The organism is Salibaculum sp. (assembly GCF_035270045.1).
Lineage (GTDB): Bacteria > Pseudomonadota > Alphaproteobacteria > Rhodobacterales > Rhodobacteraceae > Salibaculum.
Map to the genome: position 1 here is coordinate 16822 of NZ_DATFIP010000030.1, position 21354 is coordinate 38175.

Consider the following 21354-nt stretch of genomic DNA (forward strand, 5'->3'; position numbering starts at 1 on the left):
ACCCTGCCAGGTTTCACGGCCGCTGGGCCACCGTATTTTCCGCAACCGGTCAAACTGATGCCCCTTTGGTCCGTCACAAAAGTGCTCGAGCAGACAAGACACAACGAGTTTGGCGAGGACAGGATCATGGCAATCAAGAAACGCTGGATGGCGGGCATCATCGAGGAAGCCGGGAAATGCACCACGAGAATGCCCTGGGACCGCGGGCTGCGCCGCGAGGCCTTCATCGCCAGCCGCAGGGCGGTCAGCTCCCTGCGCGACCGCGACGTCCGCACCCCGCGCCCTGCCGCCTGAGCACGGATCGGCGCGATTCGCCCGCACAAACGGGCGGAGCCGCCCCCGAATTATGGCAACATCATCCACGCCCGGCGAACAATCGCCGGGCGTTTTCTGTATTGGACACCAAACCGGCACTGATGCGCATGAAATGCATCGAAAGATTGACGGAACCGAGCCGGCAGGACCAGTATACATCTGACCGTAACGTTCCTCAGATGTTGTTCGGTGGGGGCCGACAGATGATGTGACCAACCGCAAGGTGATCGCATGAGACGGACCCCGCTACAGGCTGCTGGTCTCGCAGCCGAACCAATGATCCCCCCGGTTCGTTCGGACCGGGTCGCTCGACCAGAAGGGCAACCTCGGCGCAGATCGCCTCTCATGCGCCGCTACGAGGTTGCCCATCTGCGCCCCAACGGGGACCTGCACGAGTTTCACCGCCTCGCCCCCGCCATTCCGGCCTTCGAGGACGGATTTGCCGCGCTTGCCCGCGGCTGCCTGTTGTCCACCGACCGCGGCACTGTCGCTATCGAGGACATCCTGCCGGGCGACCGGGTTCGAACCATCACCAATGGCTTCCAGACCGTGCTATGGCGCGGCTCGATCACTGTGATGCCCGGCAAGACACCGGATACCAGTGGGGCGGGTCGGCTGGTCCGGGTCTCGTCGGATGCGCTGGGGATCGGACGCCCAATGCCCGACCTTCTGCTTGGGCCCTCGGCGCGGCTCTATTACCGGACCCCCACCATCGCGCATATCACCGGGCACGAGGCGGCCTTTGTGCCGATCACGGATTTCATCGACGGCAATGCCATCTTCGAAGTCACGCCGCCCGGCGCCGTGCCTGTCTACCAGCTGGGTTTCGCCCGGCACGAACGCATACTGGCAAACGGCGTGGAACTGGACAGCCATAACCCGGGCACCCGGCACGAGACCGGCCTGCGCCGCGAAATGCTGGAGCTTTACCTGAGCCTGTTTCCCCATGTGAACCGGCTCGACGATTTCGGCCGGCTCATGCACCCGCGCATGTCTCTGCGCGATATCGATGTTTTCGACGTGGCCTGACGTCTGCGACAGGGCGCCCGTCCGGACCGCAGAGCGCGCGTCAGGCCTCCCTGGCCAAGCGGGCCTCCAGAACCTCGAAGGGCACGCCGGGCTCGTCCTTGGCCCCGCGAATGACCAGCGAGGTCTTGACGCTTGCGACATTGGGTGCCGCCGTAAGGTCCTCGGTCAGGAAAGTCTGGAAAGACCGCAGGTCGGGGGCCACGCACTTGAGGATGAAATCCACCTCGCCGTTGAGCATGTGACACTCGCGCACCAGCGGCCAGCCGGCGCACTTCTCCTCGAAGGCGGTCAGGTCCTTCTCGGCCTGGCTGACCAGCCCGACCATGGCAAAGACCTGGACCTCGAAGCCCAGTTCGCGCGCGTCCACCTCGGCATGATAGCCGCGGATGAAGCCCTGCTCCTCAAGCGTGCGCACCCGCCGCAGACAGGGCGGCGCCGAGATTCCCACGCGCCGTGCCAGTTCAACGTTGGTCATGCGACCGTCCGACTGCAACTGGGCCAGGATCATGCGGTCGATCTCGTCCAATCGGGTGCTGGGCATGGGCGGGCCATCCTTATCCGGGGTGATTTGCGAGACGATACGCTCAAAGCCCTCTGGGCGCAATAATATTTCGCCGTAACGCAAGATCGTTTCACCTGCTTTTTGCGACGATCGGCCCCTTTCGCCCGACGCCCGGCCCCCCTATACCGGGGCGCGTGTCACGTGAAGGGAATAGCGCCATGACTGAGCAACGCCGCTCCAAGGTTTTGATCATCGGCTCGGGTCCGGCGGGCTATACCGCCGCCGTCTACGCCAGCCGCGCCATGCTGAAACCGATCCTGGTGCAGGGCATTGAACCGGGCGGCCAGCTGACCACCACCACAGACGTCGAGAACTGGCCCGGCGAAACGGAAATCCAGGGCCCCGACCTGATGGTCAACATGGAGGCCCATGCCAAGGCGGTCGGAACCGAGATCATCGGCGACATCATCACCTCGATCGATTTCGACACCCGCCCCTTCGTCGCGCAATCCGACAGCGGCACCGAATATGTGGCCGACGCCATCATCCTGGCCACCGGCGCCCGCGCGAAATGGCTGGGCCTGCCGTCGGAAGAGAAATTCAAGGGCTTCGGCGTCTCGGCCTGTGCCACCTGCGACGGGTTCTTCTATCGCGGCCAGGACATCGCGGTGATCGGCGGCGGCAACACCGCCGTGGAAGAGGCGCTGTTCCTGACCAATTTCGCCAGCAAGGTGACGCTGATACACCGCCGTGACGAGCTGCGCGCGGAAAAGATCCTCCAGGACCGGCTTTTCAAGCACCCCAAGGTCGAGATCATGTGGGACCATCAACTTGACGAGGTGCATGGCGCCGACGACCCGTTGGGTGTGGAGGGGATCAAGGTTCGGAACGTGAAAACCGACGCGACGACCGATCTGGCGGTCAAGGGCGTTTTCGTGGCCATAGGGCACGCGCCGGCCAATGAACTGGTCAAGGACGCGCTGGAAACGCACATGGGCGGCTATGTCGTGACCAAGCCCGACAGCACCGAGACCAGTATCCCCGGCATCTATGCCGCCGGCGACCTGACCGATCACAAGTATCGCCAGGCCGTGACCTCGGCGGGCATGGGGTGCATGGCGGCCCTCGAGGCGGAACGCTGGCTGGCCGAACAGGAAGACGCCGGCGAACCGGCCCCCGAGGTCGCCAACGAACCCGAAAGCGCCTGAGTTCAAGCGACCAAGGTGGCCTGACGCGCGCTGATCACGCGGAGCGCTTATGCTCGCCCTTCGCCGGACCGCCCGTCCGGCGCGCAATGGCGCGGCTTTTCGGCAACAGGCCGGCGGGACGGCCCGAACAGGGTTTTTTTCACCTGCAATGCGTGTAATTCGTTCATCCGTGAACAAACCATGAGTCGTGCCGTGCCCACCCAGACGACACCCCCGATGACGGACGAGGAAGACGCGCTCTTCCGGCTGTTACGCCAGGTCGACCTGGCGCCCGACGCCTCGCAGCGCGCGACGGCCGAGGCTGTCGGCATGTCCCTGGGCAGCGTGAACGCCCTGCTCAAGTCGGCGATCAACGCCGGGTTCATCAAAACCGGCGATCCTCCGGGCGGCGACCGGCGCAAACGCGTCTCCTACATGTTGACCCACAAGGGCGCCACGGAACACGCCCGTCTGACGGATCGCTTTCTCGCCCGCAAATTCGCCGAGTATGACGCGCTCCACGCGGAACTCACAGGCTCTACCAGCGGTCACTATCCGCCCAGTACCAGGACTACATTGATGCAAAGCAACCTCGCCCCGATTCCCGAACTATTCGTGTCCTACGACAGCGCTCAGAAGCTCAAGGCCGACGCCGCCGAGTTGACGAGCTGGGACCTCAGCCCACGCCAGATCTGCGATCTTGAGTTGCTTATGAACGGCGGGTTCAACCCCCTCAAGGGGTTCCTGCCGGAAGACGATTACAACAGCGTCGTCGAGACCATGCGCCTGGCAGACGGCACGCTCTGGCCAATGCCGATCACGCTGGACGTGAGCGAGACCTTTGCCGACAGCATAGAGATCGGCCAGGACATCGCGCTGCGAGACCAGGAAGGCGTGATCCTGGGCACCATGACCGTGACCGACCGCTGGACGCCCGACAAGGCGCGCGAAGCCGAGCATGTCTTCGGCGCCGACGACAGCGCCCACCCGGCCGTCAATTACCTGCACAACACCGCCGGCAAAGTCTACCTGGGCGGGCCGGTCACTGGCATCCAGCAGCCGGTCCACTACGATTTCCGCGGCCGCCGCGACACCCCGAACGAGTTGCGCGCGCTCTTTCGCAAGCTGGGTTGGCGCCGCGTCGTGGCCTTCCAGACGCGCAACCCGCTGCACCGCGCGCACCAGGAACTGACCTTCCGCGCCGCAAAGGAGACCCAGGCCAACCTGCTGATCCACCCTGTCGTGGGCCTGACCAAACCCGGCGACGTGGACCATTTCACCCGCGTGCGCTGCTACGAGGCGGTGCTTGACAAGTATCCGCAATCGACCACCACCATGTCGCTGCTCAACCTGGCCATGCGCATGGCCGGCCCGCGCGAGGCTGTCTGGCACGGGATCATCCGGCGCAATCACGGCTGCACGCACATGATCGTGGGCCGCGATCATGCAGGACCGGGCAAGAACAGCCAGGGCGAGGATTTCTACGGCCCCTACGATGCACAGGAGTTGTTCCGCGCGCTCCAGGACGAGATCGGCCTCGAGATGGTCGACTTCAAGCACATGGTCTACGTGCAGGAACGTGCCCAGTACGAGCCGGCTGACGAGATCGCGGACCGCGACAACGTCACCATCCTGAACATCTCGGGCACCGAGCTGCGCCGCCGCCTCGCCGAAGGGCTCGAAATCCCCGATTGGTTCTCGTTTCCCGAAGTCGTGCAGGAGCTGCGCCGCACCCGTCCGCCCCGGTCCAATCAAGGCTTCACCGTCTTCTTCACCGGCCTTTCCGGGTCGGGCAAGTCGACCATCGCCAATGCGCTCATGGTCAAGCTGATGGAGATGGGGGGCCGCCCGGTGACGCTTCTGGACGGGGACATCGTGCGCAAGAACCTGTCCTCGGAACTGGGCTTTTCCAAGGAACACCGCGACCTGAACATTCGCCGGATCGGTTATGTCGCCAGTGAAATCACCAAGAACGGCGGCATCGCCATCTGCGCCCCGATTGCCCCCTACGCGGCCACCCGCCGCGCTGTGCGCGAGGAGATCGAGCAATATGGCGCGTTCCTCGAAGTCCATGTCGCGACCACCCTGGAGGAATGCGAACGCCGCGACCGCAAGGGGCTTTACAAGATGGCGCGCGAGGGAAAGATCAAGGAATTCACCGGGATTTCCGATCCTTACGATGTTCCCGAGAACCCGGAACTGCGTGTCGAAACCGAGAACGTCGACGTCGACAACTGCGCGCACCAGGTGGTCCTGAAGCTGGAAAGCCTGGGGCTGATCGCCGGGAACTGACACCAGACGAAGGACGCGGAACGGTCTTCGCCGGGCATCCTGCGGGAACCGTGGCCGCAACAGTGCCGGGGGGCCTTTGGCCGTCCTGGCGCCGCATTGCGGCTGTGATTGGCGACATCAAACGCTTGTCGGCGCGGGCCGAAACGCAATGCGTTTCGGCCTAGATAATCTCGTCCTCGTCGAAAATGGGCGATGCCTCCAGTTGACTGGACAGTTCTTCGACGGTGTCGGCTGCACGTTCATGAGGGGTATCGGCGATGTGGAATAGCGCGTCACCCTCGTTGACCACCGGCAGCACCGCGCGGCCGACGATGATCCCGCCGCCGGGCGCGAGAACCTCGGTCTCGACCTCGCCGAAGGGGTCGGCAACGGCGGCGATCACCTCGCCCTCTTCCACCACGTCACCATCCGCGCGAAAACTGCGCAGAAGACCGCCCGCCGGCGCGCGCACCCAACTGCTTGAATAGGAAAACAGCGGCTTGCGGCGGGCCTTGGCGATACCCTTGGCCGGCAGCATGTCCATCGCGCGCAGCACCCGCAGGATACCGGCGACCCCAGCGCGCGCGGCCATTTCATCAAAGCGCAGCCCCTCGCCCGCCTCGTAGAGCAGCACGTCGATTCCGGCCCGCTTGGCCTCGGCACGCAATGACCCGTCGCGCAACTCCGAGGTCAGCACCACGGGCGCGCCGAAAGCCTCGGCCATGGCGACCATGCGCTCGTTGCCGCGGTTGATGCGCACCTGCGGCAGATTGGTGCGATGTACCGCCGCCGAATGCAGGTCGATCCCGAGGTCGCAGCGTTTGACCACGGTATCGAGGAATATCTCGGCCAGTCGCGAAGCCAGCGACCCGCGCGCATAGCCCGGAAAACTGCGGTTCAGGTCGCGCCGGTCCGGCAGGTAGCGCGACCTGTTCTGAAAGCCGAAGGAATTGACGATGGGCACGACCAGAAGCGTCCCGCGCAGCCGCGACAGCAGCGGCGATTGCAGCAGCCGGCGACAGATTTCCACGCCCACCACCTCGTCCCCATGGACGGCGGCGCTGACGAAGACCGTGGGGCCCTTGCGACGCCCATGAATGGCATGGACCGAGAGGTTGACCGGCGTGTGATCCGACAAGAGGCTGACAGGCAGTTCCACCGTCGCCCGCGTCCCGGGGGCGATGACATGCCCGTTGAGCTTGAATCCCTTGCGTTTCGCCATGCCGATCCTCTCTCGGTTGGTCCGTCCAGAAAAGGCATATCGGTCGACAAGGCAACCCCTTGCACAGCTTGCACCGGGCTGGAACGCTTGCGCCCATGCTGACGGTGGCGCTTACATCCATTCCCCCGCGCTTTGCCGGGCTGGAGGCGACCTTGGACAGTCTGCTGGTCCAGACGGAGGTGGACAGGGTCGTCCTGACCTTGCCGCGCCATTACACGCGGTTCCCCGGACCGGTGACACCCCCGCACTTGCCGGACGGGATCACCCTGAACTGGACCGATACAGACATCGGCCCTGCCACCAAGGTGCTGCCACTGGCCGCGCGCATGGCCCCGCACGATCCGATCCTGATATGCGACGACGACTGGGCCTACGGACCCGGCTGGGCAGCGGGGTTCGCGGCTGCCCATGCGGCTGACCCGACTGTAGCACTTTCGGCCCAGCCCTTCGAGGCGCACCGCGTCGGACGCCCCCGGGGAACGATCGCACAGGGGTTCGCCGGGCTGCTGTTGACCCCGCGCATGCTGGCGCCTCTCGCGCCGCCGCCCGCGCGTTTCAGGGCGGTCGACGATATCTGGCTGTCCGCGCTGCTGGGCGCCAACAGCGTGGACATCCGCGCCCTGCCCCATTTGCGGCCCCTCGCGCGGCCGACCGGGAACGAGGCTTCGCCGCTTCAGGCCAGCACGGACCGTGCCGCCCTCAACCGGGCCTGCGCGGCCTACTGTGGCGATCGTTTCGGGATCTGGGGCCGGGACCCCACGCTCAGTGCACGGTGACCGGCGTCATGTCGTGCTGCCGTGCCAGCGCGAAAGCCAGCGCGCGATTCGCGACAAGGGCCAATTGCTGGCCATCACTGTCATGGACGGCATAGACATGCTCCATCCCGTCGGAGTGCTCGCGCACCTCGTCGGGCAGATCAGCGACCGCCACCGGCTTGACATAGACAAGCCGATCACCCGGCGCATCGAAATCGTATTTCGTGTTCATGGGTCAGCTCCTGCGGATGTTGATGGTTTGGACAACGCTTTCTGGCACGGACCGGGTCAGGTCCACGTGAAGCAGGCCGTTTTCCATCACGGCCTCCCCCACGTCGACCCCGTCGGCCAGCACGAACGCGCGCTGGAATTGCCGCGCCGCGATCCCGCGGTGCAGAAAGACCCGCCCCGCGCTGTCGTCGGCCTGTTTTCCGCGGATCACCAGCTGGTTGTCTTCCAGCGTGATCGACAGGTCATCCTCGCGGAACCCGGCCACGGCCAGCGTGATCCGGTAGGAGGTCTCCGAGGTCTGTTCGATATTGTACGGAGGATAGCCGTCGTTGCCGGTTTTGGCGGTGCGTTCCACCAACCGCTCCAACTGCTCGAATCCCAAAAGGAACGGATGTGTTCCCATCGCCAGTTTCGTCATGTGACATGCCCTTTTTCTAAGCGACCGTCCATCGCGGGCCCCGCAAAGGCGGCCCGACAGGAAAAACATGGGGGGTCCGAGGGCCCTTGGCAAGACCTCCACCCGCGGGTTTCACTTTGAAAATCGGGGGGCAGCCCTTATCTTGCGGCTACCCTGACACATGGAACGGCGGATTCGCCCATGAACAGTTCTGCCCGCATGGAGGAACGCGACGTCCTGCGCGTCGAACTCGAGGTGCTGCGCCAGGAGCATCGCGACCTCGACGAGGCGATCCGTGCCCTTCAGGAGGACGGCAGGGGTGACATGTTCACGATCAAGCGGCTCAAGAAGCAGAAACTCGGCCTCAAGGACCGTATCGCCCAGATCGAGGATCGGCTGTTTCCCGACATCATCGCCTGATCCGCCCGTGCCGCGTTGCACGGCAGGCTGACATGGCTATAGTGCCGCTTTCCTTGGCATAGGGAACGGATCATGACCCAAGCACGCGTTGGTATCATCATGGGCAGCCAGTCCGACTGGCCCACCCTGCGCGAGGCCGCGGATGTGCTGGCAGATCTGGACGTGGCCTTCGAAAAGAAGATCGTCTCGGCACATCGCACGCCCGACCGGCTGTGGGATTATGGCAAGACGGCGGTCGAGCGCGGCTTGCAGGTCATCATCGCAGGCGCCGGCGGAGCCGCGCATCTGCCTGGCATGATGGCCTCCAAGACCCGCGTGCCGGTGATCGGCGTGCCGGTCCAGACCAAGGCACTGTCCGGTGTCGACAGCCTTTATTCAATCCTGCAAATGCCCCGCGGTTTTCCCGTGGCCACCATGGCGATCGGTGCGGCTGGCGCGAAGAATGCCGGCCTGATGGCTGCGCAGATACTCGCCTTGCAGGACCCCGCCCTCGCCACGCGCCTTGACGATTGGCGCACTGCTCTTTCCGCATCCATCCCCGACGAGCCCAGCGATGACTGACCCCCTGCAAACCGGCGCCACCATCGGCATTCTCGGAGGCGGCCAGCTTGGCCGCATGCTGTCGGTCGCCGCCTCGCGCCTTGGCTTCAAGACCTGCATCTATGACCCCGCCGGCGATTGCCCCGCCAGCCATGTCAGCAATTACCACGTCAAGGCCGCCTACGAGGACGAGGCCGCCCTGCGGGCCTTCTCCGAGGCTGTGGATGTCATCACATACGAATTCGAGAACATTCCCACATCGGCGCTCGACCTGCTGGAGGCAGGCACGCCGATCCGGCCCGGGCGCCGGGTGCTGGCCGTCTCGCAGGACAGGCTGACGGAAAAGGCATTCCTGAGCGAACAGGGCCTGGGCACCGCCCCCTTCGCCGCGGTGGATGACGAGGTCGACCTGGCCGAAGCGATCGAGGAAATCGGCACGCCCGCGATCCTCAAGACCCGGCGTTTCGGCTATGACGGCAAGGGTCAGGCCCGCATCACCTCCCCCGACCGGGCCGGGGCGGCGCTGGAAACCATGGCCGGCGCCCCCGCGATCCTGGAGGGCCAGGTCGATTTCACGCGCGAGGTCTCGGTGATCGCGGCGCGCGGGCTGGATGGTTCGATCGCCTGCTTCGACCCGGGCGAGAACATTCACCGCGACGGTATCCTGCATTCGACGACAGTCCCTGCCGCGCTGTCCCCCGCCCAGCGCAGCGACGCAGTTCTGGCATCGGCGAATATCCTAAACGCACTGCATTACGTGGGCGTCATGGGCGTCGAGATCTTCGTCACCCCGCAGGGTCTGCTGGTCAACGAGATCGCGCCCCGGGTCCACAATTCGGGACACTGGACACAGAACGGCTGCCTAATCGACCAGTTCGAGCAGCACATCCGCGCGATTGCGGGCTGGCCGCTCGGCGACGGGTCGCGCCATGCCAACGTGATGATGGAAAACCTCATCGGCGCGGACCTCTCGCGCGTGCCGGACCTGGCGGGCACCAACACGGCGATTCACCTCTACGGGAAGACCGCGATCAAGCCGGGCCGCAAGATGGGGCACATCAACAGGATCACCGGACCTGCGAGCTGACGGAAACTCCGCGGTTTGCTTCGCCCCGGGTTTTCGGCCGGTCAGTCCAGCCCGAAGAGCACCGCGCGCAGGGTCAGGTCGCGGTCGAACCGCCCGGTGTCCAGGAACGCCTGGACCTGGGCCATGACCAGCGGGTTGGTCATCATGAAGGTATGGGTGACCGGCAAGATGATATGATCGTCCATCCCCTCGATACGGGTGGACTCGACCGAAACCTTGCCGTCATCGGCCCCATCGATGACGTTGGAATAGATCGGGTTCAACGTACGGTCGCCCGCGATCACCCCGAGCTCGAAATCCGGCAGCGGCAGCGCCTCGGGCACGCCATCGGTACCAAGTTGCAGGCCGGCCGGGCCGTTGACCCAGCGAAAGGGTTCGTAGCCGCCAAAGACATCCACCAATTGCGACCCGTGGTTGGGCGGCCCCAACATCACGACGCGGCCAAGGTTCGCCGGCCGCCGATCAGCCAGCCAGGCGCGCACAAGGATGCCGCCCATGGAATGGGTGACGAAATGAACCGTCCTGTCGCCGCACTGAGCCACCTGGCCCGGCAACGTTGCGGCCACGAGATCTCCGATGTTGGCCTTGGTCGAGGGGTAGCCCTCGTTCACGACCATATAGCCCTCGTCCTCGAGGATTTCCTCCAGCGCCAGAAACGAGGTCTCGGTGCGGGCCAGACCGTGCAGCAACACGACACAGTCCGCCCCCCGAGCGGGCAGCGGAGTCAACAGGACCAGGACACTCAGAATCGCGGCTTGCATAGGGCTTCATATAGGCATCGGCACGCCATGCAACAGGTGGCGCTTGCCTTGCCTCGGGTCCCTTGCCAGTCTCGCCCGCATGACACGCCCCGTCCGTCTTGCCGTGCGCGGCCTGCTTATGCAGGGCGACAAGCTGTTGCTGGTCAATGCCTATCCTGGGCGTGGCGACCTGTGGTGCGCGCCGGGTGGCGGCGTGGACCCGCACCAAAGCCTGCCAGAGAACCTGGCCCGCGAGATCTACGAGGAAACCGGTCTGACGGTTGGTGTGAATGCCCCCTGCCTGGTCAATGAATTTCACGACCCCCAAGGCAGCTTTCACCAGGTCGACATCTACTTCCACTGCACGCTGGTTTCAGGGGCCTTGTCGGGCGACTGGCAGGACCCGGAACAGGTCGTCAGCCTGCGTCGCTGGGTCTCACGGTCGGAGTTGGCCGGGCTGCGCGTGAAGCCTGACAGCCTGGCCGCCGTGGCCTGGGGCGACCCGGGTGCCCCCTCCTATGACCCGCTGGAGCCGATCCTGCGCTAGGCGGCCGGGAATCGACGTCATTCCGTGACTGAAAAGGGCGCCCCGCTGGGGCGCCCTTGGTCTTGGTATCCTGGTTGGCATCCGGAAAACACGGGCGGTCGAGATTCGGCTTTTCCGCCTGTCTGCACCCGTGTTCCGGAAGTCGATTTCCCGTCGGGAAATCTCGACTTACATCATGCCGCCCATGCCGCCCATGTCGGGCATGCCGCCGCCGGCACCGCCGCCGCCGTCCTTGGACGGCTTGTCGGCGATCATGGCCTCGGTGGTGATCAGCAGGCCGGCAATCGACGAGGCATCCTGCAGCGCGGTGCGCGCCACCTTGGCCGGGTCGATCACGCCGAACTTGAACATGTCACCATATTCGTCCGTCTGGGCGTTGTAGCCAAAGGACTTGTCGTTGGACTCGCGGATCTTGCCAGCCACGACCGAACCGTCCACACCGGCGTTCTCGGCGATCTGGCGCAGCGGGGTCTCGAGCGCCTTCCGCACGATGTCGATGCCGCGGGTCTGGTCGATATTCTCGCCTTCCAGCCCTTCGAGCGCCTTGGCGCCCTGCACCAGCGAAACGCCGCCGCCGACAACAATGCCTTCCTGCACGGCCGCGCGGGTTGCGTTCAGGGCGTCATCGACGCGATCCTTGCGTTCCTTGACCTCGGTTTCGGTCATGCCGCCGACACGGATCACGGCGACGCCACCGGCCAGCTTGGCCACGCGTTCCTGAAGCTTCTCGCGGTCGTAATCGCTGGTGGTTTCCTCGATCTGGGTGCGAATCTGGGAAACGCGGGCCTCGATCTCGGCGGTGTCACCGGCGCCTTCGATGATCGTGGTCTCATCCTTGGTGATGTCGATCTTCTTGGCCTGGCCCAGCATGTCCATGGTGACGTTTTCCAGCTTCATCCCGAGATCTTCGGAGATGACCTGACCACCGGTCAGGATCGCGATGTCCTGCAGCATGGCCTTGCGGCGGTCACCGAAGCCCGGCGCCTTGACGGCGGCGATCTTGAGGCCGCCACGCAGCTTGTTCACGACCAGGGTGGCCAGGGCTTCGCCCTCGACGTCCTCGGCGATGATCAGCAGCGGTTTCTGGGACTGGATGACCTGCTCGAGCAGGGGCACCATGGGCTGCAGGCTGGACAGCTTCTTCTCGTGCAGCAGCACCAGGCAGTCTTCCAGCTCGGCGACCATCTTATCGGAATTGGTCACGAAGTAGGGTGACAGGTAGCCACGGTCGAACTGCATGCCCTCGACCACGTCGGTCTCGGTCTCGGTGCCCTTGTTTTCTTCGACGGTGATGACACCGTCATTGCCGACCTTCTGCATGGCGTCGGCGATCATCCGGCCGATCTCGGCTTCGCCGTTGGCCGAAACGGTGCCAACCTGGGCCACTTCCTCGGAGTTCTCGACCTTGCGGGCGGCGGCCTTGATGGCTTCGACGACCTTGGTGGTGGCCAGGTCGATGCCGCGCTTGAGATCCATGGGATTCATGCCGGCGGCCACGGCCTTGGTGCCTTCCTTGACGATGGCCTGGGCCAGGACGGTGGCGGTGGTGGTGCCGTCGCCGGCCTCGTCATTGGTGCGGCTGGCCACTTCCTTGACCATCTGGGCGCCCATGTTCTCGAACTTGTCTTCCAGCTCGATTTCCTTGGCGACGGAGACACCGTCCTTGGTGATGCGCGGGGCGCCGAAGGATTTTTCCAGGACCACGTTGCGGCCCTTGGGGCCGAGGGTCACCTTCACTGCATCGGCCAGCAGGTTCACGCCGCGCAGCATGCCGTTGCGGGCATCGGTATCGAATTTGACGTCTTTTGCGGACATTGTCGCGTTCCTCGTCTTTTTGGTTGTTGTCGGGGGAAAAGCTCAGCCTCAGGCGATGATGCCGAGGATGTCGCTTTCCTTCATGATGAGCAGATCTTCACCGTCGACGGAGATCTCGGTGCCGGACCACTTGCCAAAGAGGATCTTGTCACCCTCGGACACGTCCATCTTGATGCGGTCGCCATCGTCGTCACGGGCGCCTGCGCCAATGGCCACGACCTCGCCCTCCTGGGGCTTTTCCTTGGCGCTGTCGGGGATGATCAGGCCCCCGGCGGTCTTGTCGTCGCTTTCCACGCGGCGCACGAGCACCCGGTCATGAAGCGGTTTGAAAGCCATATCAGTAGCTCCTCAGCTAGACTTGTTCTCATTCGTTCCCATCGGGATATTAGCACTCACTTCGAGTGAGTGCTAACAGAAGGGAGTTAGGCAAGCGCGGGACTGGTGTCAACGGGCCGCAGCGACAAAATCGCACTGCGGACGGCCACCGGCCCGGGCGGGGCGTCGAATCCCGGTTTCACCAGCGACACTGGCGCAGTAGCATCCGTGCAAAGCCCTGTCACACCCCCGCTCTGGAGGCCCCATGTCGCATGTCCTGCTTGCCGCCCTGATGGCCTGCCTGGCCCTGCCGCTGGCCGCCCAGTGCAACGGCCCGGGACTGGAGGCGCGGCTGACCGCGGCCGAGACCGCCCGGATCGAGACCCTGGTCGCCGAGACGCCTTTCGCCGAGGGGCTGTACTGGCAAGCCGAGCACGAGGGCCGTGTCGTGACCCTGCTGGGCACGATCCACCTGCCTGATCCGCGGCTCCGGCCTCTCATGTCCCGGGTGCGCCCGCGGCTGGAGGCGGCCGATCTGTTGCTGGTCGAGGCCACCACCGAGGACCAGGCCGCAGTGCAGGCCCATATCTCCGCCAACCCCGCGCGCTATACGATTACCGAGGGGCCCGGCCTGATCGAGCGGCTGGACGGCCCCACCTGGGAGGCCGTCGCACAGGCGGCCCGCGCACGCGGCGTGCCGCCATTCATGGCCGCGCGTATGCAGCCATGGTTCCTGTCCATGACGCTGGCCATGCCGCCCTGCGCCGTCCCGGCCATGAGCGATGGCCAGGCGGGGCTCGACAACCTGATCCTCGCCGAGGTCGAGGACCGGACGCCGGTCCGTGCGCTGGAGGATTGGCGCGTTGTGCTGGATCTGCTTCGGGCGGGCACGTTCGAGGACCAGCTCGAGGCCTTGCGCCTGGGCCTGGTGGCGCCGGGGGTCATGGATGCGCTGGTGGCTTCGATGCTGGACGGCTACTTCGACCGCCGCCCGGCCTACAGTTGGCACATCAACCGCGCGGTGGGCCGCTTTGCCACGGGCCTGAGTCCGGGCGACTTCGAAGCCGAGATGCGCGCGATGGAGCAGGCCCTGCTGATCGACCGGAACCACAGCTGGATTCCGGTGATCGAACAGGCCGCAACCGATCATGACAGGGTCTTCGCGGCCTTCGGCGCCGCCCACCTGATCGGAGATCAGGGCGTGCTGGCGTTGTTGCAGGACCGGGGCTGGCGCGTGACGCGGTTGGATCGCTAGATCCTGCGGGGGCGGGCACGACATCGTGCCTGCCTGATACTCCCTTACCAGTGCCGAAGACCTCTCCGGTCCCGCCGCGCGGGCCTTCAACAACCCGGCGCAGACACCCAGATCGGATGGGTCAAGCTCCGCAAGAAAGGGAGGCCACCATGAACCCGACATCCAACCGCACCGTGCCCGTGAACCTGCGCCAGAGCGGCGCACCGCGTGTCGACATGCTGATCGGCACCCGGGTGCGCAAGTCACCCTTCTGGCACAAGTCGGTCGAGCACGGGGCGCGCGCCGTCACCGTCTACAACCGCATGTATCATCCGCGGCTCTACTTCTCGCAGGACGAGGGCGGTCTTCTCGGCGAATACGACTACCTGAAACGGCACGTGACACTGTGGAACGTGGCCGTCGAGCGCCAGATCCAGATCAAGGGCCCCGACGCGACCGCCTTCGTGGACTTCCTCGTCACCCGGGCCATGACAGGCGACAAGGAACTGTCCACGGGCAAGGCGCGCTACGTGATCCTGTGCAACCGGGACGGGGGCATCGTCAACGACCCGGTCCTGCTCAGGATCGCCGAGGACGAGTACTGGCTCTCGATCTCGGATTCCGATCTTGCGCTCTGGGCGCAGGGGGTGAATGTCGACGGTCGGTTCGACGCCACGGTAAGGGAACTCGACGTCGCACCGGTGCAGTTGCAGGGGCCCGATAGCGCCTCGGTTCTGCGGGACGCCGGGGTAGCGGACGTCAAGACGATGAAATTCTTCAACCTGAGGGAAACCACGCTCTTCGGCTGCGACGTCGTCATCTCCAAGACCGGGTTCTCCGGCGAGGAAGGGTTCGAGATCTACCTGCGAAACGCCACCCGTGATGCGGACGCGCTCTGGGACGGGCTGGTCGCGGCAGGGGAGCCCTATCACCTGCGGGTGATCGCCCCCAACCACATCAGCCGCATGGAGGCCGGCATCCTGTCCTATGGCCAAGATATGGATTTCGAGACCACGCCCTACGAGGTCGGGCTGGACTGGCAGGTGAACCTGGACAAAGCCGACTTCATCGGCAAAACGGCCCTCGAAGAGGTCGCGGCGCGCGGTGTCGCTCACAAGCTGGTGGGGCTGACCTTCGGCGGTCGCCAGATCGATTGGTACAACGCCGATTTCTGGCCCGTCCTGGACCCGGAAATGCAAGAGGAGATAGGCTACGTCACCTCGGCCTTCTATTCGCCGGGGGTCGGCGCCAACATCGCCTTTGCCCGCGTGCCGGTGGCGCGCGCGACACCGGGTCGGCGGCTGCTGGTGCGAACACCGGCATCGGTCGAACCGATCCCGGCCGAGACCTGCGCGACGCCCTTCACCATGCCCGAACGCGGGCTGAACCGGCCGGTCGGGATGGGTGACGCGCACGGGACCGATTGATCGCGCAGTGGCCAAGGCCCGCCTGGCCGTTCCGGCTCATTCGGAGACCTTGGCGTCCATGCGGCGCGAAGAGGGCCGCGCCCGCCCGGCGTGATCGCCGGGCGGAACAGGCGAGCGGCGTGCCGAAGAAAACGACGCGTTGGCGGCTCCCGCAAAAGATCATCTTTCGGCGGCCGACCCGCGTGCCCGGCTCAGGCATCCCCCCAGTCGGTCAGGCCCCTTCGACCATGGTCGCTCAGTTCGTAGACCCCGCGGGCGACGCGATCAAACCAGCCGTAATGATTGTCGGCCATGATCCGCGTGGCACCCGGCACCTCGGTCCAGTCCGCGACGACAGCGCCGCGCGACGGGCCATGCACGGCCAGAAACCGCGCGCAGGCCAAGGCATCCTGGCGGTAGCCGGTCACGATGCCATGCCGCGTGGCCCCTCCAGCGTTGGGATCGCCCCGCAACCGGTCGAAATCGCGCAACAGCCGGGCCGATTTCTTCTTCGACTTGCGCGGGCGGTAGGGGCCGGGATCGGCCAGAACCTCGACGAATCCGTCGCGGGGCCGCACAAACAGCACGCCGAGCCCCAGCATGCGGGCGAGTTTGACGTTGTCCTGTGCCGCCTTCTTGGGCTTCGGCACGGCAATATAGACAAGTTCGCTGGCCGCCTGCCGGGCGATGGCCTGATGAAACAGCGCCAGCGAGAACCCGGTCTTCAACTCGACGATCACCGGTTCTTCGTCGCCAAGCCGTGCCACAATGTCGGCGGCCCCGACCTCTCCCTTCACCTCGTAGCCCTGCGCCTCGAGGTGGGCTTTCACCGGGGGGTAAAGATCGCTTTCACGCATGGCCGAGCGGTCTTGTGCCATCCGCATGCCAGCCCTGACACTGTGTCACGTGACAGTCCATACCATGCCCCCTATAAGGCCCGCGAATTCACCTGAAAGACGGACTCATCAATAATGACCACACTCGTTTTCGGCCACAAGGCCCCCGATACCGACTCCACCGGCTCGCCCCTTATCTGGGCCTGGTACCTGTCGCAGGTCAAAGGCCAGGATGCCAAACCCGTCCTGCTGGGCGCCCCCAATACCGAGGCCGCCTTCGTCCTCAACCGCTGGGGCTATGACACGCCCGAGATCATCGAGGACGTGGCCGACGACCAGGCTTGCGTGGTCGTGGACACCAACAACCCCGCCGAACTGCCCGCGAATATCAACGGCGCCGACGTGCAGGCGATCATCGACCATCACAAGCTGGTCGGCGGGCTGGAAACCAGGGGTCCGATCAACATCACGATCCGACCGCTGGCCTGTACCGCCACCATCATGCACAACCTGATGGGGCCCAATGCCGACAAGCTGACCGATCCGGTCAAGGGGCTGATGCTGTCCTGTATCCTGTCCGACACGCTGGAATTCCGCAGCCCCACCACCACCGAACAGGACAAGGCGCTGGCCGAAAGCCTCGCCGCCGATCTTGGCCTGAACCTGACCGATTACGCCGCCGAGATGTTCGCGGCCAAGTCCGACGTGTCGGCCTTCTCCGATGCTGAGCTGATCCGCATGGACAGCAAGGAATACGAGGTGTCAGGCACCAAGTTCCGCGTCTCCGTCCTGGAAACCACCGCACCCGAGATCCCGCTGGGCCGCAAGGACAGCCTGATGGCCAGCATGAAGGATGTCGCGGCCGAAGATGGCGTGGACGAGGTTCTGCTGTTCGTCGTCGACATCCTGCGCGAAGAGGCAACGCTGCTGGTGCCCAACGACACCGTGAAAACCGTGGCCGAGAAGAGCTTTGGCGCGACCGTCGACAGCGACACCGTCGTGTTGCCGGGGGTCATGTCGCGCAAGAAGCAGATCATCCCGAACCTGGCGCTGTAAGCCACGTCTGCTGATTCAGCCCCCGTCGCGACACCGCGCGGTGGGGGTTTTCTGTTCTGCGCGCCCGGGCTATATCAAGCCTCGAAAAGGGGTTTTTCATGCAGCATTCGTCCGATTTCAAACCGCAAGCCGAAGCCATCGCCCGGCTGTTCGAAGCGACCTTCAGCGCGTCCGAAGGCCCCGACGAAGGCGCCCTGATCGGCAAGCTGGCGCGCGACCTGCTGTCTGACACGTCGGACAGCGATCTGCATGTCTTCACCACGTGGGACGGCAGCACGCTGGCCGGAGCGATCATCTTTTCGCGCCTGCATGTGCCCGACGATCACCGCGGCGTTTTCCTGCTGGCCCCGGTGGCGGTGGCACCCGATCAACAGGGGCAGGGCGTGGGGCAATCGCTGCTGCAATACGGCCTTTCCGAGATGCGGCGCGTGGGCGCGGACGTGGCCGTGACCTACGGCGACCCGGCGTATTACGGCAAGGTCGGGTTCCAGCCCGTCACGACCGAGACGGTTCCGGCACCGCGCCCCCTGCAAATGCCCGAGGGCTGGCTGGCGCAATCGCTGACCGACGCGCCGCTGCACCCGATCAAGGGGCCGGCACATTGCGTGCCGGCGATCGATGACCCGGCCTATTGGTGACGCGGGTCAGACCGCGCTGGCCCATTCGCCCTTGCGGAAGACCGGCACACGGGTGCCGTCGGGCTTGATCCCGTCGATGTCGGTCTCGGGCCCACCGATCATCCAGTCCACGTGGATCAGGCTGCTGTTGCCGCCGCCGGCCGAGACCTTGTCAGGGTCGCTGGCGATCTCGTCCACGAAGCAATCGGAATAGCACTGGCCCTGCGCGATATGGCAGGCGGCGTTCTCGTCGTAGAGCGTGTTGAAGAACAGCAGTCCAGATTGCGAAATGGGCGAGCCATGGGGAACCAGCGCCACCTCGCCCAGGCGCGCCGCGCCCTCGTCGGTGTCGATCAGCTTCTTCCAGGTCGCCTCGCCCTCGCTGGCGCTTGCCTCGACGATACGGCCGTTTTCGAACCGGACCTCGATATTCTCGATGGGCGTGCCCTGGTAAACCAGCGGTTTCGACGCGCGGGCCACGCCATCCACCCGGTCCTTGTGCGGGGTGGAAAAGACCTCTTCGGTGGGAATGTTCGGATTGCAGGTGATGCCGTTCTTGGCCTGAGACGCGCCGCCTTTCCATTCGTGCCCGTCGGCCAGACCCACTTTGAGATCGGTGCCGCCACCGGTGAAGTGCAGGGCACTGAAGGCCTGCGAATTGAGCCACTCGGTGCGCGCGCGCAGCTTCGCATTATGGGCCTGCCACTCGGCCACGGGGTCGTCCCGGTCCACGCGGCTGGCGGCAAAGATCGCATCGGCCAGTTTCGCCACTGCCTGCGCCTCGGCAAGATCTGGAAAGACCTGTTTCGCCCAGGCCCGGCCCGGATAGCTGACGATGTTCCAGTTGATGTCGAAATTGGCGATCTTTTCCAACGCGGGCTTGGAGGCCGCGGCATTGGCCTTGGCCGCGCGCGATGTCCTTTCAGGGTCCTGATCCTTGAGCAGCATCGGATTGTCGGCGGAAATCGCCAGCCGCGCGGCGTTGTTCGCAAAGGCCTCGGCCATGCCGCGATAGAGCCAGTCCGGCGCCGAATCGAAGGCCACATCCGTCCCATGTATGAAGCGCGCCAGTGTCACCGCCTCGTCCGACAGGATCGGGGTCACGTTGGCCGCCCCGGCGCGATAGGCCGCCGCCGCGATGCGCCGCACCAGCGGCAGCGCCTCGACCGGGGCGGTCAGGACAAGGTTCTGGCCGGGTTCGAGACCCAACCCCACATGCACGGCCACCTCGGCCAGCTTGTCCAGCATCGCGGGGTCGAAAGGCAGGTCTGCGTCGCTCATGGGGGGCCTCATTCTGACGGGTTCGCGGCCGAACATATGCAGCGCGGCGAAACAGTCCACCCCCGCCTCTTCCCCCCGGTCTCCAAAACGCGCTATCTGGGCATGATAATCCTGCCTGAAAGCACCACAATGACCGAGATCATCCAGACATTCGCCGACATCTCCGACCGGTACGACGTGGCTTTCGTCGATCTCTGGGGGTGCATGCACGATGGCGTGCGGGCCTTTCCGGACGCCGTGGCGGCCATGCAGGGGTTCCGCGCGCACGGCGGCAAGGTCGTGCTGGTCACCAATGCCCCCCGGGCCCGTGGCCCTGTCGAGGCGCAGATCGGCAGCCTGGGCATTCCTGACGACGCCTGGGACAGTATCGCCACCAGCGGCGACAGCGCCCGCGCGGCCATGTTCCGTGGCGCAGTGGGCCGCAAGGTCTGGTTCATGGGCGAAAAGCACGACAGGTCCTTCTTCGAACCGCTGCGTATCATCGAGGAGCCGGTCGAGATCGAGGTGGTGGAGCTGGACCAGGCCGAAGGCATCGTCTGCTGCGGACCGTTCGATCCCCATGCCGACCCCGGGGTCAACCGGCCGCAGTTCCTATATGCCAAGCAGAAAGGGCTAAAACTGCTCTGCGCCAATCCGGACATGGTGGTGGACCGCGGCGGCGCGCGGGAATGGTGCGCCGGGGCGCTGGCCGCGCTCTATACCGAGATGGGGGGCGAGAGCCTCTATTTCGGCAAGCCACATCCGCCGATCTACGACCTGGCCCGGCGTCGCTACGGTGCCTTGAACGGAGCCCTCGACGACCCGCGTATCATCTCCATCGGCGACGGGATTCACACCGATATCCTCGGTGCCCAGCAAGAAGACATAGACAGCCTTTTCATCACCGGAGGACTGGCCGCGAAGGAAACCATGACCGGCCATGCTCCCGATCCGCAGGCGCTGACGACCTATACGGAGCGGGAAATGGTGCATCCGACCTATGCGATCGGATTCCTGCGCTAGGCAAATTGCCGCTTGAGTTTTCTGCGTTCGCGAAGTAACAAAATTACACACCACGACAAGTGGGGGATTTTTTGTTGCCCGAGGAGCGTGAAATGCTCGACAACCTGCCGCGCGGAACGATCTGCATCGAGGATATCGAGATCGGCATGACCCGGTCCCTGTCCAAGACCATCACCGACCAGGATATCGAGATGTTCGCGGCCGTCTCGACCGACCACAACCCCGTGCACCTGGACGACGCCTACGCCCGCGACACGATCTTCGAGGGGCGCATTGCCCACGGGATGCTGACCGCCGGGCTGGTCTCGGCGGTGATCGGCGAACAGTTGCCCGGCCACGGCACTGTGTACCTCGGCCAGACGATGAAGTTTCTCGGCCCCGTCCGTCCCGGCGACCGCGTCACCGCCGAGGTCGAGGTAACCGGGATAGAACCGGCAAAGCGCCGCGTGACGATGGAGACCCGCTGCCTCGTGGATGGCAAGAAGGTCCTGACCGGGGAAGCCAAGGTCCTGGCACCGTCGGCCAAGTTCGACTGACACCGCCGGCGGC

Annotated in this window: 24 protein-coding genes; 15 read left to right on the top strand and 9 right to left on the bottom strand. The window is 65.0% G+C overall.

The genetic code is table 11. The features are described from left to right. Positions 1-126: 126 nt before the first annotated feature. Together VJ897_RS04555 and VJ897_RS04560 are read left to right on the top strand one after the other, a co-directional pair. On the top strand, positions 127-294 hold the full coding sequence (locus VJ897_RS04555; protein ID WP_324053668.1) for a hypothetical protein: 168 nt from the start codon (positions 127-129) through the stop codon (positions 292-294). A 366-nt stretch (positions 295-660) separates the two neighbouring features. Continuing rightward, positions 661-1344, top strand: coding sequence for a Hint domain-containing protein (locus VJ897_RS04560; RefSeq protein WP_324053670.1), 684 nt, complete (start codon positions 661-663; stop codon positions 1342-1344). 40 nt (positions 1345-1384) lie between these two features. Here VJ897_RS04560 and VJ897_RS04565 read toward each other — a convergent pair whose 3' ends face one another. Next, positions 1385-1885, bottom strand: coding sequence for an Lrp/AsnC family transcriptional regulator (locus VJ897_RS04565; protein WP_324053671.1), 501 nt, complete (start codon positions 1883-1885; stop codon positions 1385-1387). A 179-nt stretch (positions 1886-2064) separates the two neighbouring features. Here VJ897_RS04565 and trxB point away from each other — a divergent pair, with 179 nt between their 5' ends. Then, a complete protein-coding gene (gene trxB, locus VJ897_RS04570; RefSeq protein ID WP_324053673.1) occupies positions 2065-3054 on the top strand; it encodes a thioredoxin-disulfide reductase in 990 nt (329 codons plus the stop codon). 180 nt (positions 3055-3234) lie between these two features. After that, entirely contained in the window at positions 3235-5325 is a 2091-nt protein-coding gene (locus VJ897_RS04575; RefSeq protein WP_324053675.1) for a bifunctional sulfate adenylyltransferase/adenylylsulfate kinase, read from the top strand. A 160-nt stretch (positions 5326-5485) separates the two neighbouring features. Here the strand turns inward: VJ897_RS04575 and VJ897_RS04580 are convergent, their stop codons facing one another. Continuing rightward, a complete protein-coding gene (locus VJ897_RS04580) occupies positions 5486-6526 on the bottom strand; it encodes a succinylglutamate desuccinylase/aspartoacylase family protein (RefSeq protein ID WP_324053677.1) in 1041 nt (346 codons plus the stop codon). A 95-nt stretch (positions 6527-6621) separates the two neighbouring features. Between VJ897_RS04580 and VJ897_RS04585 the strand changes: the two genes are divergently transcribed. Continuing rightward, a complete protein-coding gene (locus VJ897_RS04585; RefSeq protein WP_324053679.1) occupies positions 6622-7302 on the top strand; it encodes a hypothetical protein in 681 nt (226 codons plus the stop codon). Here VJ897_RS04585 and VJ897_RS04590 read toward each other — a convergent pair. Both VJ897_RS04590 and VJ897_RS04595 read right to left on the bottom strand, forming a co-directional pair. Continuing rightward, positions 7289-7513 carry a DUF1150 family protein gene (locus tag VJ897_RS04590; RefSeq protein WP_324053681.1) on the bottom strand — a complete coding sequence of 75 codons (225 nt, stop codon included), beginning with the start codon at positions 7511-7513 and terminating at the stop codon, positions 7289-7291. The genes VJ897_RS04585 and VJ897_RS04590 overlap by 14 nt on opposite strands. Positions 7514-7516: 3 nt before the next feature. Continuing rightward, entirely contained in the window at positions 7517-7930 is a 414-nt protein-coding gene (locus VJ897_RS04595) for an Hsp20 family protein (RefSeq protein WP_324053683.1), read from the bottom strand. Between the two features lie 180 nt (positions 7931-8110). Here VJ897_RS04595 and VJ897_RS04600 point away from each other — a divergent pair, with 180 nt between their 5' ends. The 3 genes from VJ897_RS04600 to VJ897_RS04610 all read left to right on the top strand — a co-directional run bounded on the left by VJ897_RS04600 (position 8111) and on the right by VJ897_RS04610 (position 9956). Continuing rightward, the gene (locus VJ897_RS04600) at positions 8111-8329 is read left to right on the top strand and encodes a YdcH family protein (RefSeq protein ID WP_324053685.1); all 219 of its coding nucleotides are present in this window, start codon (positions 8111-8113) and stop codon (positions 8327-8329) included. 72 nt (positions 8330-8401) lie between these two features. Further along, entirely contained in the window at positions 8402-8890 is a 489-nt protein-coding gene (gene purE / locus VJ897_RS04605; protein WP_324053687.1) for a 5-(carboxyamino)imidazole ribonucleotide mutase, read from the top strand. Beyond that, complete coding sequence (locus tag VJ897_RS04610) at positions 8883-9956, top strand: 5-(carboxyamino)imidazole ribonucleotide synthase (RefSeq protein WP_324053689.1); 1074 nt, start codon at positions 8883-8885, stop codon at positions 9954-9956. The genes purE and VJ897_RS04610 overlap by 8 nt, the downstream gene beginning before the upstream one ends. Before the next feature lie 41 nt (positions 9957-9997). Here VJ897_RS04610 and VJ897_RS04615 read toward each other — a convergent pair whose 3' ends face one another. After that, complete coding sequence (locus VJ897_RS04615; RefSeq protein WP_324053690.1) at positions 9998-10717, bottom strand: alpha/beta hydrolase; 720 nt, start codon at positions 10715-10717, stop codon at positions 9998-10000. 79 nt (positions 10718-10796) lie between these two features. On the opposite strand from VJ897_RS04615, the gene VJ897_RS04620 reads away from it, so the two are divergent. Continuing rightward, on the top strand, positions 10797-11243 hold the full coding sequence (locus tag VJ897_RS04620; RefSeq protein ID WP_324053692.1) for an NUDIX domain-containing protein: 447 nt from the start codon (positions 10797-10799) through the stop codon (positions 11241-11243). A 168-nt stretch (positions 11244-11411) separates the two neighbouring features. Here VJ897_RS04620 and groL read toward each other — a convergent pair whose 3' ends face one another. Continuing rightward, positions 11412-13058, bottom strand: coding sequence for a chaperonin GroEL (gene groL / locus VJ897_RS04625; protein ID WP_324053693.1), 1647 nt, complete (start codon positions 13056-13058; stop codon positions 11412-11414). A 48-nt stretch (positions 13059-13106) separates the two neighbouring features. Then, the gene (gene groES / locus VJ897_RS04630) at positions 13107-13394 is read right to left on the bottom strand and encodes a co-chaperone GroES (RefSeq protein ID WP_324053695.1); all 288 of its coding nucleotides are present in this window, start codon (positions 13392-13394) and stop codon (positions 13107-13109) included. A 244-nt stretch (positions 13395-13638) separates the two neighbouring features. On the opposite strand from groES, the gene VJ897_RS04635 reads away from it, so the two are divergent. Both VJ897_RS04635 and VJ897_RS04640 read left to right on the top strand, forming a co-directional pair. After that, complete coding sequence (locus tag VJ897_RS04635) at positions 13639-14628, top strand: TraB/GumN family protein (RefSeq protein WP_324053696.1); 990 nt, start codon at positions 13639-13641, stop codon at positions 14626-14628. 149 nt (positions 14629-14777) lie between these two features. Next, entirely contained in the window at positions 14778-16034 is a 1257-nt protein-coding gene (locus VJ897_RS04640; protein ID WP_324053698.1) for a glycine cleavage T C-terminal barrel domain-containing protein, read from the top strand. A gap of 191 nt (positions 16035-16225) precedes the next feature. On the opposite strand, the gene VJ897_RS04645 is transcribed toward VJ897_RS04640, so the two are convergent. Further along, the gene (locus tag VJ897_RS04645) at positions 16226-16891 is read right to left on the bottom strand and encodes a DUF2161 domain-containing phosphodiesterase (RefSeq protein ID WP_324053700.1); all 666 of its coding nucleotides are present in this window, start codon (positions 16889-16891) and stop codon (positions 16226-16228) included. Positions 16892-16984: 93 nt separating this feature from the next. Between VJ897_RS04645 and VJ897_RS04650 the strand changes: the two genes are divergently transcribed. Both VJ897_RS04650 and VJ897_RS04655 read left to right on the top strand, forming a co-directional pair. Then, entirely contained in the window at positions 16985-17905 is a 921-nt protein-coding gene (locus tag VJ897_RS04650) for a manganese-dependent inorganic pyrophosphatase (protein WP_324053702.1), read from the top strand. A 98-nt stretch (positions 17906-18003) separates the two neighbouring features. Continuing rightward, positions 18004-18543: a GNAT family N-acetyltransferase gene (locus tag VJ897_RS04655; protein WP_324053704.1), complete on the top strand. Its 540-nt coding sequence runs from the start codon at positions 18004-18006 to the stop codon at positions 18541-18543. 6 nt (positions 18544-18549) lie between these two features. Here VJ897_RS04655 and VJ897_RS04660 read toward each other — a convergent pair whose 3' ends face one another. Continuing rightward, positions 18550-19803: an aminopeptidase gene (locus tag VJ897_RS04660; RefSeq protein WP_324053705.1), complete on the bottom strand. Its 1254-nt coding sequence runs from the start codon at positions 19801-19803 to the stop codon at positions 18550-18552. Positions 19804-19932: 129 nt separating this feature from the next. On the opposite strand from VJ897_RS04660, the gene VJ897_RS04665 reads away from it, so the two are divergent. Further along, complete coding sequence (locus VJ897_RS04665; protein ID WP_324053707.1) at positions 19933-20805, top strand: TIGR01459 family HAD-type hydrolase; 873 nt, start codon at positions 19933-19935, stop codon at positions 20803-20805. 92 nt (positions 20806-20897) lie between these two features. Further along, entirely contained in the window at positions 20898-21341 is a 444-nt protein-coding gene (locus VJ897_RS04670; protein WP_324053709.1) for a MaoC family dehydratase, read from the top strand. Positions 21342-21354 lie beyond the last annotated feature (13 nt).

What these genes read in the sequence shown, in the direction of transcription:
- VJ897_RS04555 (WP_324053668.1), top strand. Translation starts at nt 127, where the DNA reads ATGGCAATCAAGAAACGCTGGATGGCGGGCATCATCGAGGAAGCCGGG.
- VJ897_RS04560 (WP_324053670.1), top strand. Translation starts at nt 661, where the DNA reads ATGCGCCGCTACGAGGTTGCCCATCTGCGCCCCAACGGGGACCTGCAC.
- VJ897_RS04565 (WP_324053671.1), bottom strand. Translation starts at nt 1,885, where the DNA reads ATGCCCAGCACCCGATTGGACGAGATCGACCGCATGATCCTGGCCCAG.
- trxB (WP_324053673.1), top strand. Translation starts at nt 2,065, where the DNA reads ATGACTGAGCAACGCCGCTCCAAGGTTTTGATCATCGGCTCGGGTCCG.
- VJ897_RS04575 (WP_324053675.1), top strand. Translation starts at nt 3,235, where the DNA reads ATGAGTCGTGCCGTGCCCACCCAGACGACACCCCCGATGACGGACGAG.
- VJ897_RS04580 (WP_324053677.1), bottom strand. Translation starts at nt 6,526, where the DNA reads ATGGCGAAACGCAAGGGATTCAAGCTCAACGGGCATGTCATCGCCCCC.
- VJ897_RS04585 (WP_324053679.1), top strand. Translation starts at nt 6,622, where the DNA reads ATGCTGACGGTGGCGCTTACATCCATTCCCCCGCGCTTTGCCGGGCTG.
- VJ897_RS04590 (WP_324053681.1), bottom strand. Translation starts at nt 7,513, where the DNA reads ATGAACACGAAATACGATTTCGATGCGCCGGGTGATCGGCTTGTCTAT.
- VJ897_RS04595 (WP_324053683.1), bottom strand. Translation starts at nt 7,930, where the DNA reads ATGACGAAACTGGCGATGGGAACACATCCGTTCCTTTTGGGATTCGAG.
- VJ897_RS04600 (WP_324053685.1), top strand. Translation starts at nt 8,111, where the DNA reads ATGAACAGTTCTGCCCGCATGGAGGAACGCGACGTCCTGCGCGTCGAA.
- purE (WP_324053687.1), top strand. Translation starts at nt 8,402, where the DNA reads ATGACCCAAGCACGCGTTGGTATCATCATGGGCAGCCAGTCCGACTGG.
- VJ897_RS04610 (WP_324053689.1), top strand. Translation starts at nt 8,883, where the DNA reads ATGACTGACCCCCTGCAAACCGGCGCCACCATCGGCATTCTCGGAGGC.
- VJ897_RS04615 (WP_324053690.1), bottom strand. Translation starts at nt 10,717, where the DNA reads ATGCAAGCCGCGATTCTGAGTGTCCTGGTCCTGTTGACTCCGCTGCCC.
- VJ897_RS04620 (WP_324053692.1), top strand. Translation starts at nt 10,797, where the DNA reads ATGACACGCCCCGTCCGTCTTGCCGTGCGCGGCCTGCTTATGCAGGGC.
- groL (WP_324053693.1), bottom strand. Translation starts at nt 13,058, where the DNA reads ATGTCCGCAAAAGACGTCAAATTCGATACCGATGCCCGCAACGGCATG.
- groES (WP_324053695.1), bottom strand. Translation starts at nt 13,394, where the DNA reads ATGGCTTTCAAACCGCTTCATGACCGGGTGCTCGTGCGCCGCGTGGAA.
- VJ897_RS04635 (WP_324053696.1), top strand. Translation starts at nt 13,639, where the DNA reads ATGTCGCATGTCCTGCTTGCCGCCCTGATGGCCTGCCTGGCCCTGCCG.
- VJ897_RS04640 (WP_324053698.1), top strand. Translation starts at nt 14,778, where the DNA reads ATGAACCCGACATCCAACCGCACCGTGCCCGTGAACCTGCGCCAGAGC.
- VJ897_RS04645 (WP_324053700.1), bottom strand. Translation starts at nt 16,891, where the DNA reads ATGGCACAAGACCGCTCGGCCATGCGTGAAAGCGATCTTTACCCCCCG.
- VJ897_RS04650 (WP_324053702.1), top strand. Translation starts at nt 16,985, where the DNA reads ATGACCACACTCGTTTTCGGCCACAAGGCCCCCGATACCGACTCCACC.
- VJ897_RS04655 (WP_324053704.1), top strand. Translation starts at nt 18,004, where the DNA reads ATGCAGCATTCGTCCGATTTCAAACCGCAAGCCGAAGCCATCGCCCGG.
- VJ897_RS04660 (WP_324053705.1), bottom strand. Translation starts at nt 19,803, where the DNA reads ATGAGCGACGCAGACCTGCCTTTCGACCCCGCGATGCTGGACAAGCTG.
- VJ897_RS04665 (WP_324053707.1), top strand. Translation starts at nt 19,933, where the DNA reads ATGACCGAGATCATCCAGACATTCGCCGACATCTCCGACCGGTACGAC.
- VJ897_RS04670 (WP_324053709.1), top strand. Translation starts at nt 20,898, where the DNA reads ATGCTCGACAACCTGCCGCGCGGAACGATCTGCATCGAGGATATCGAG.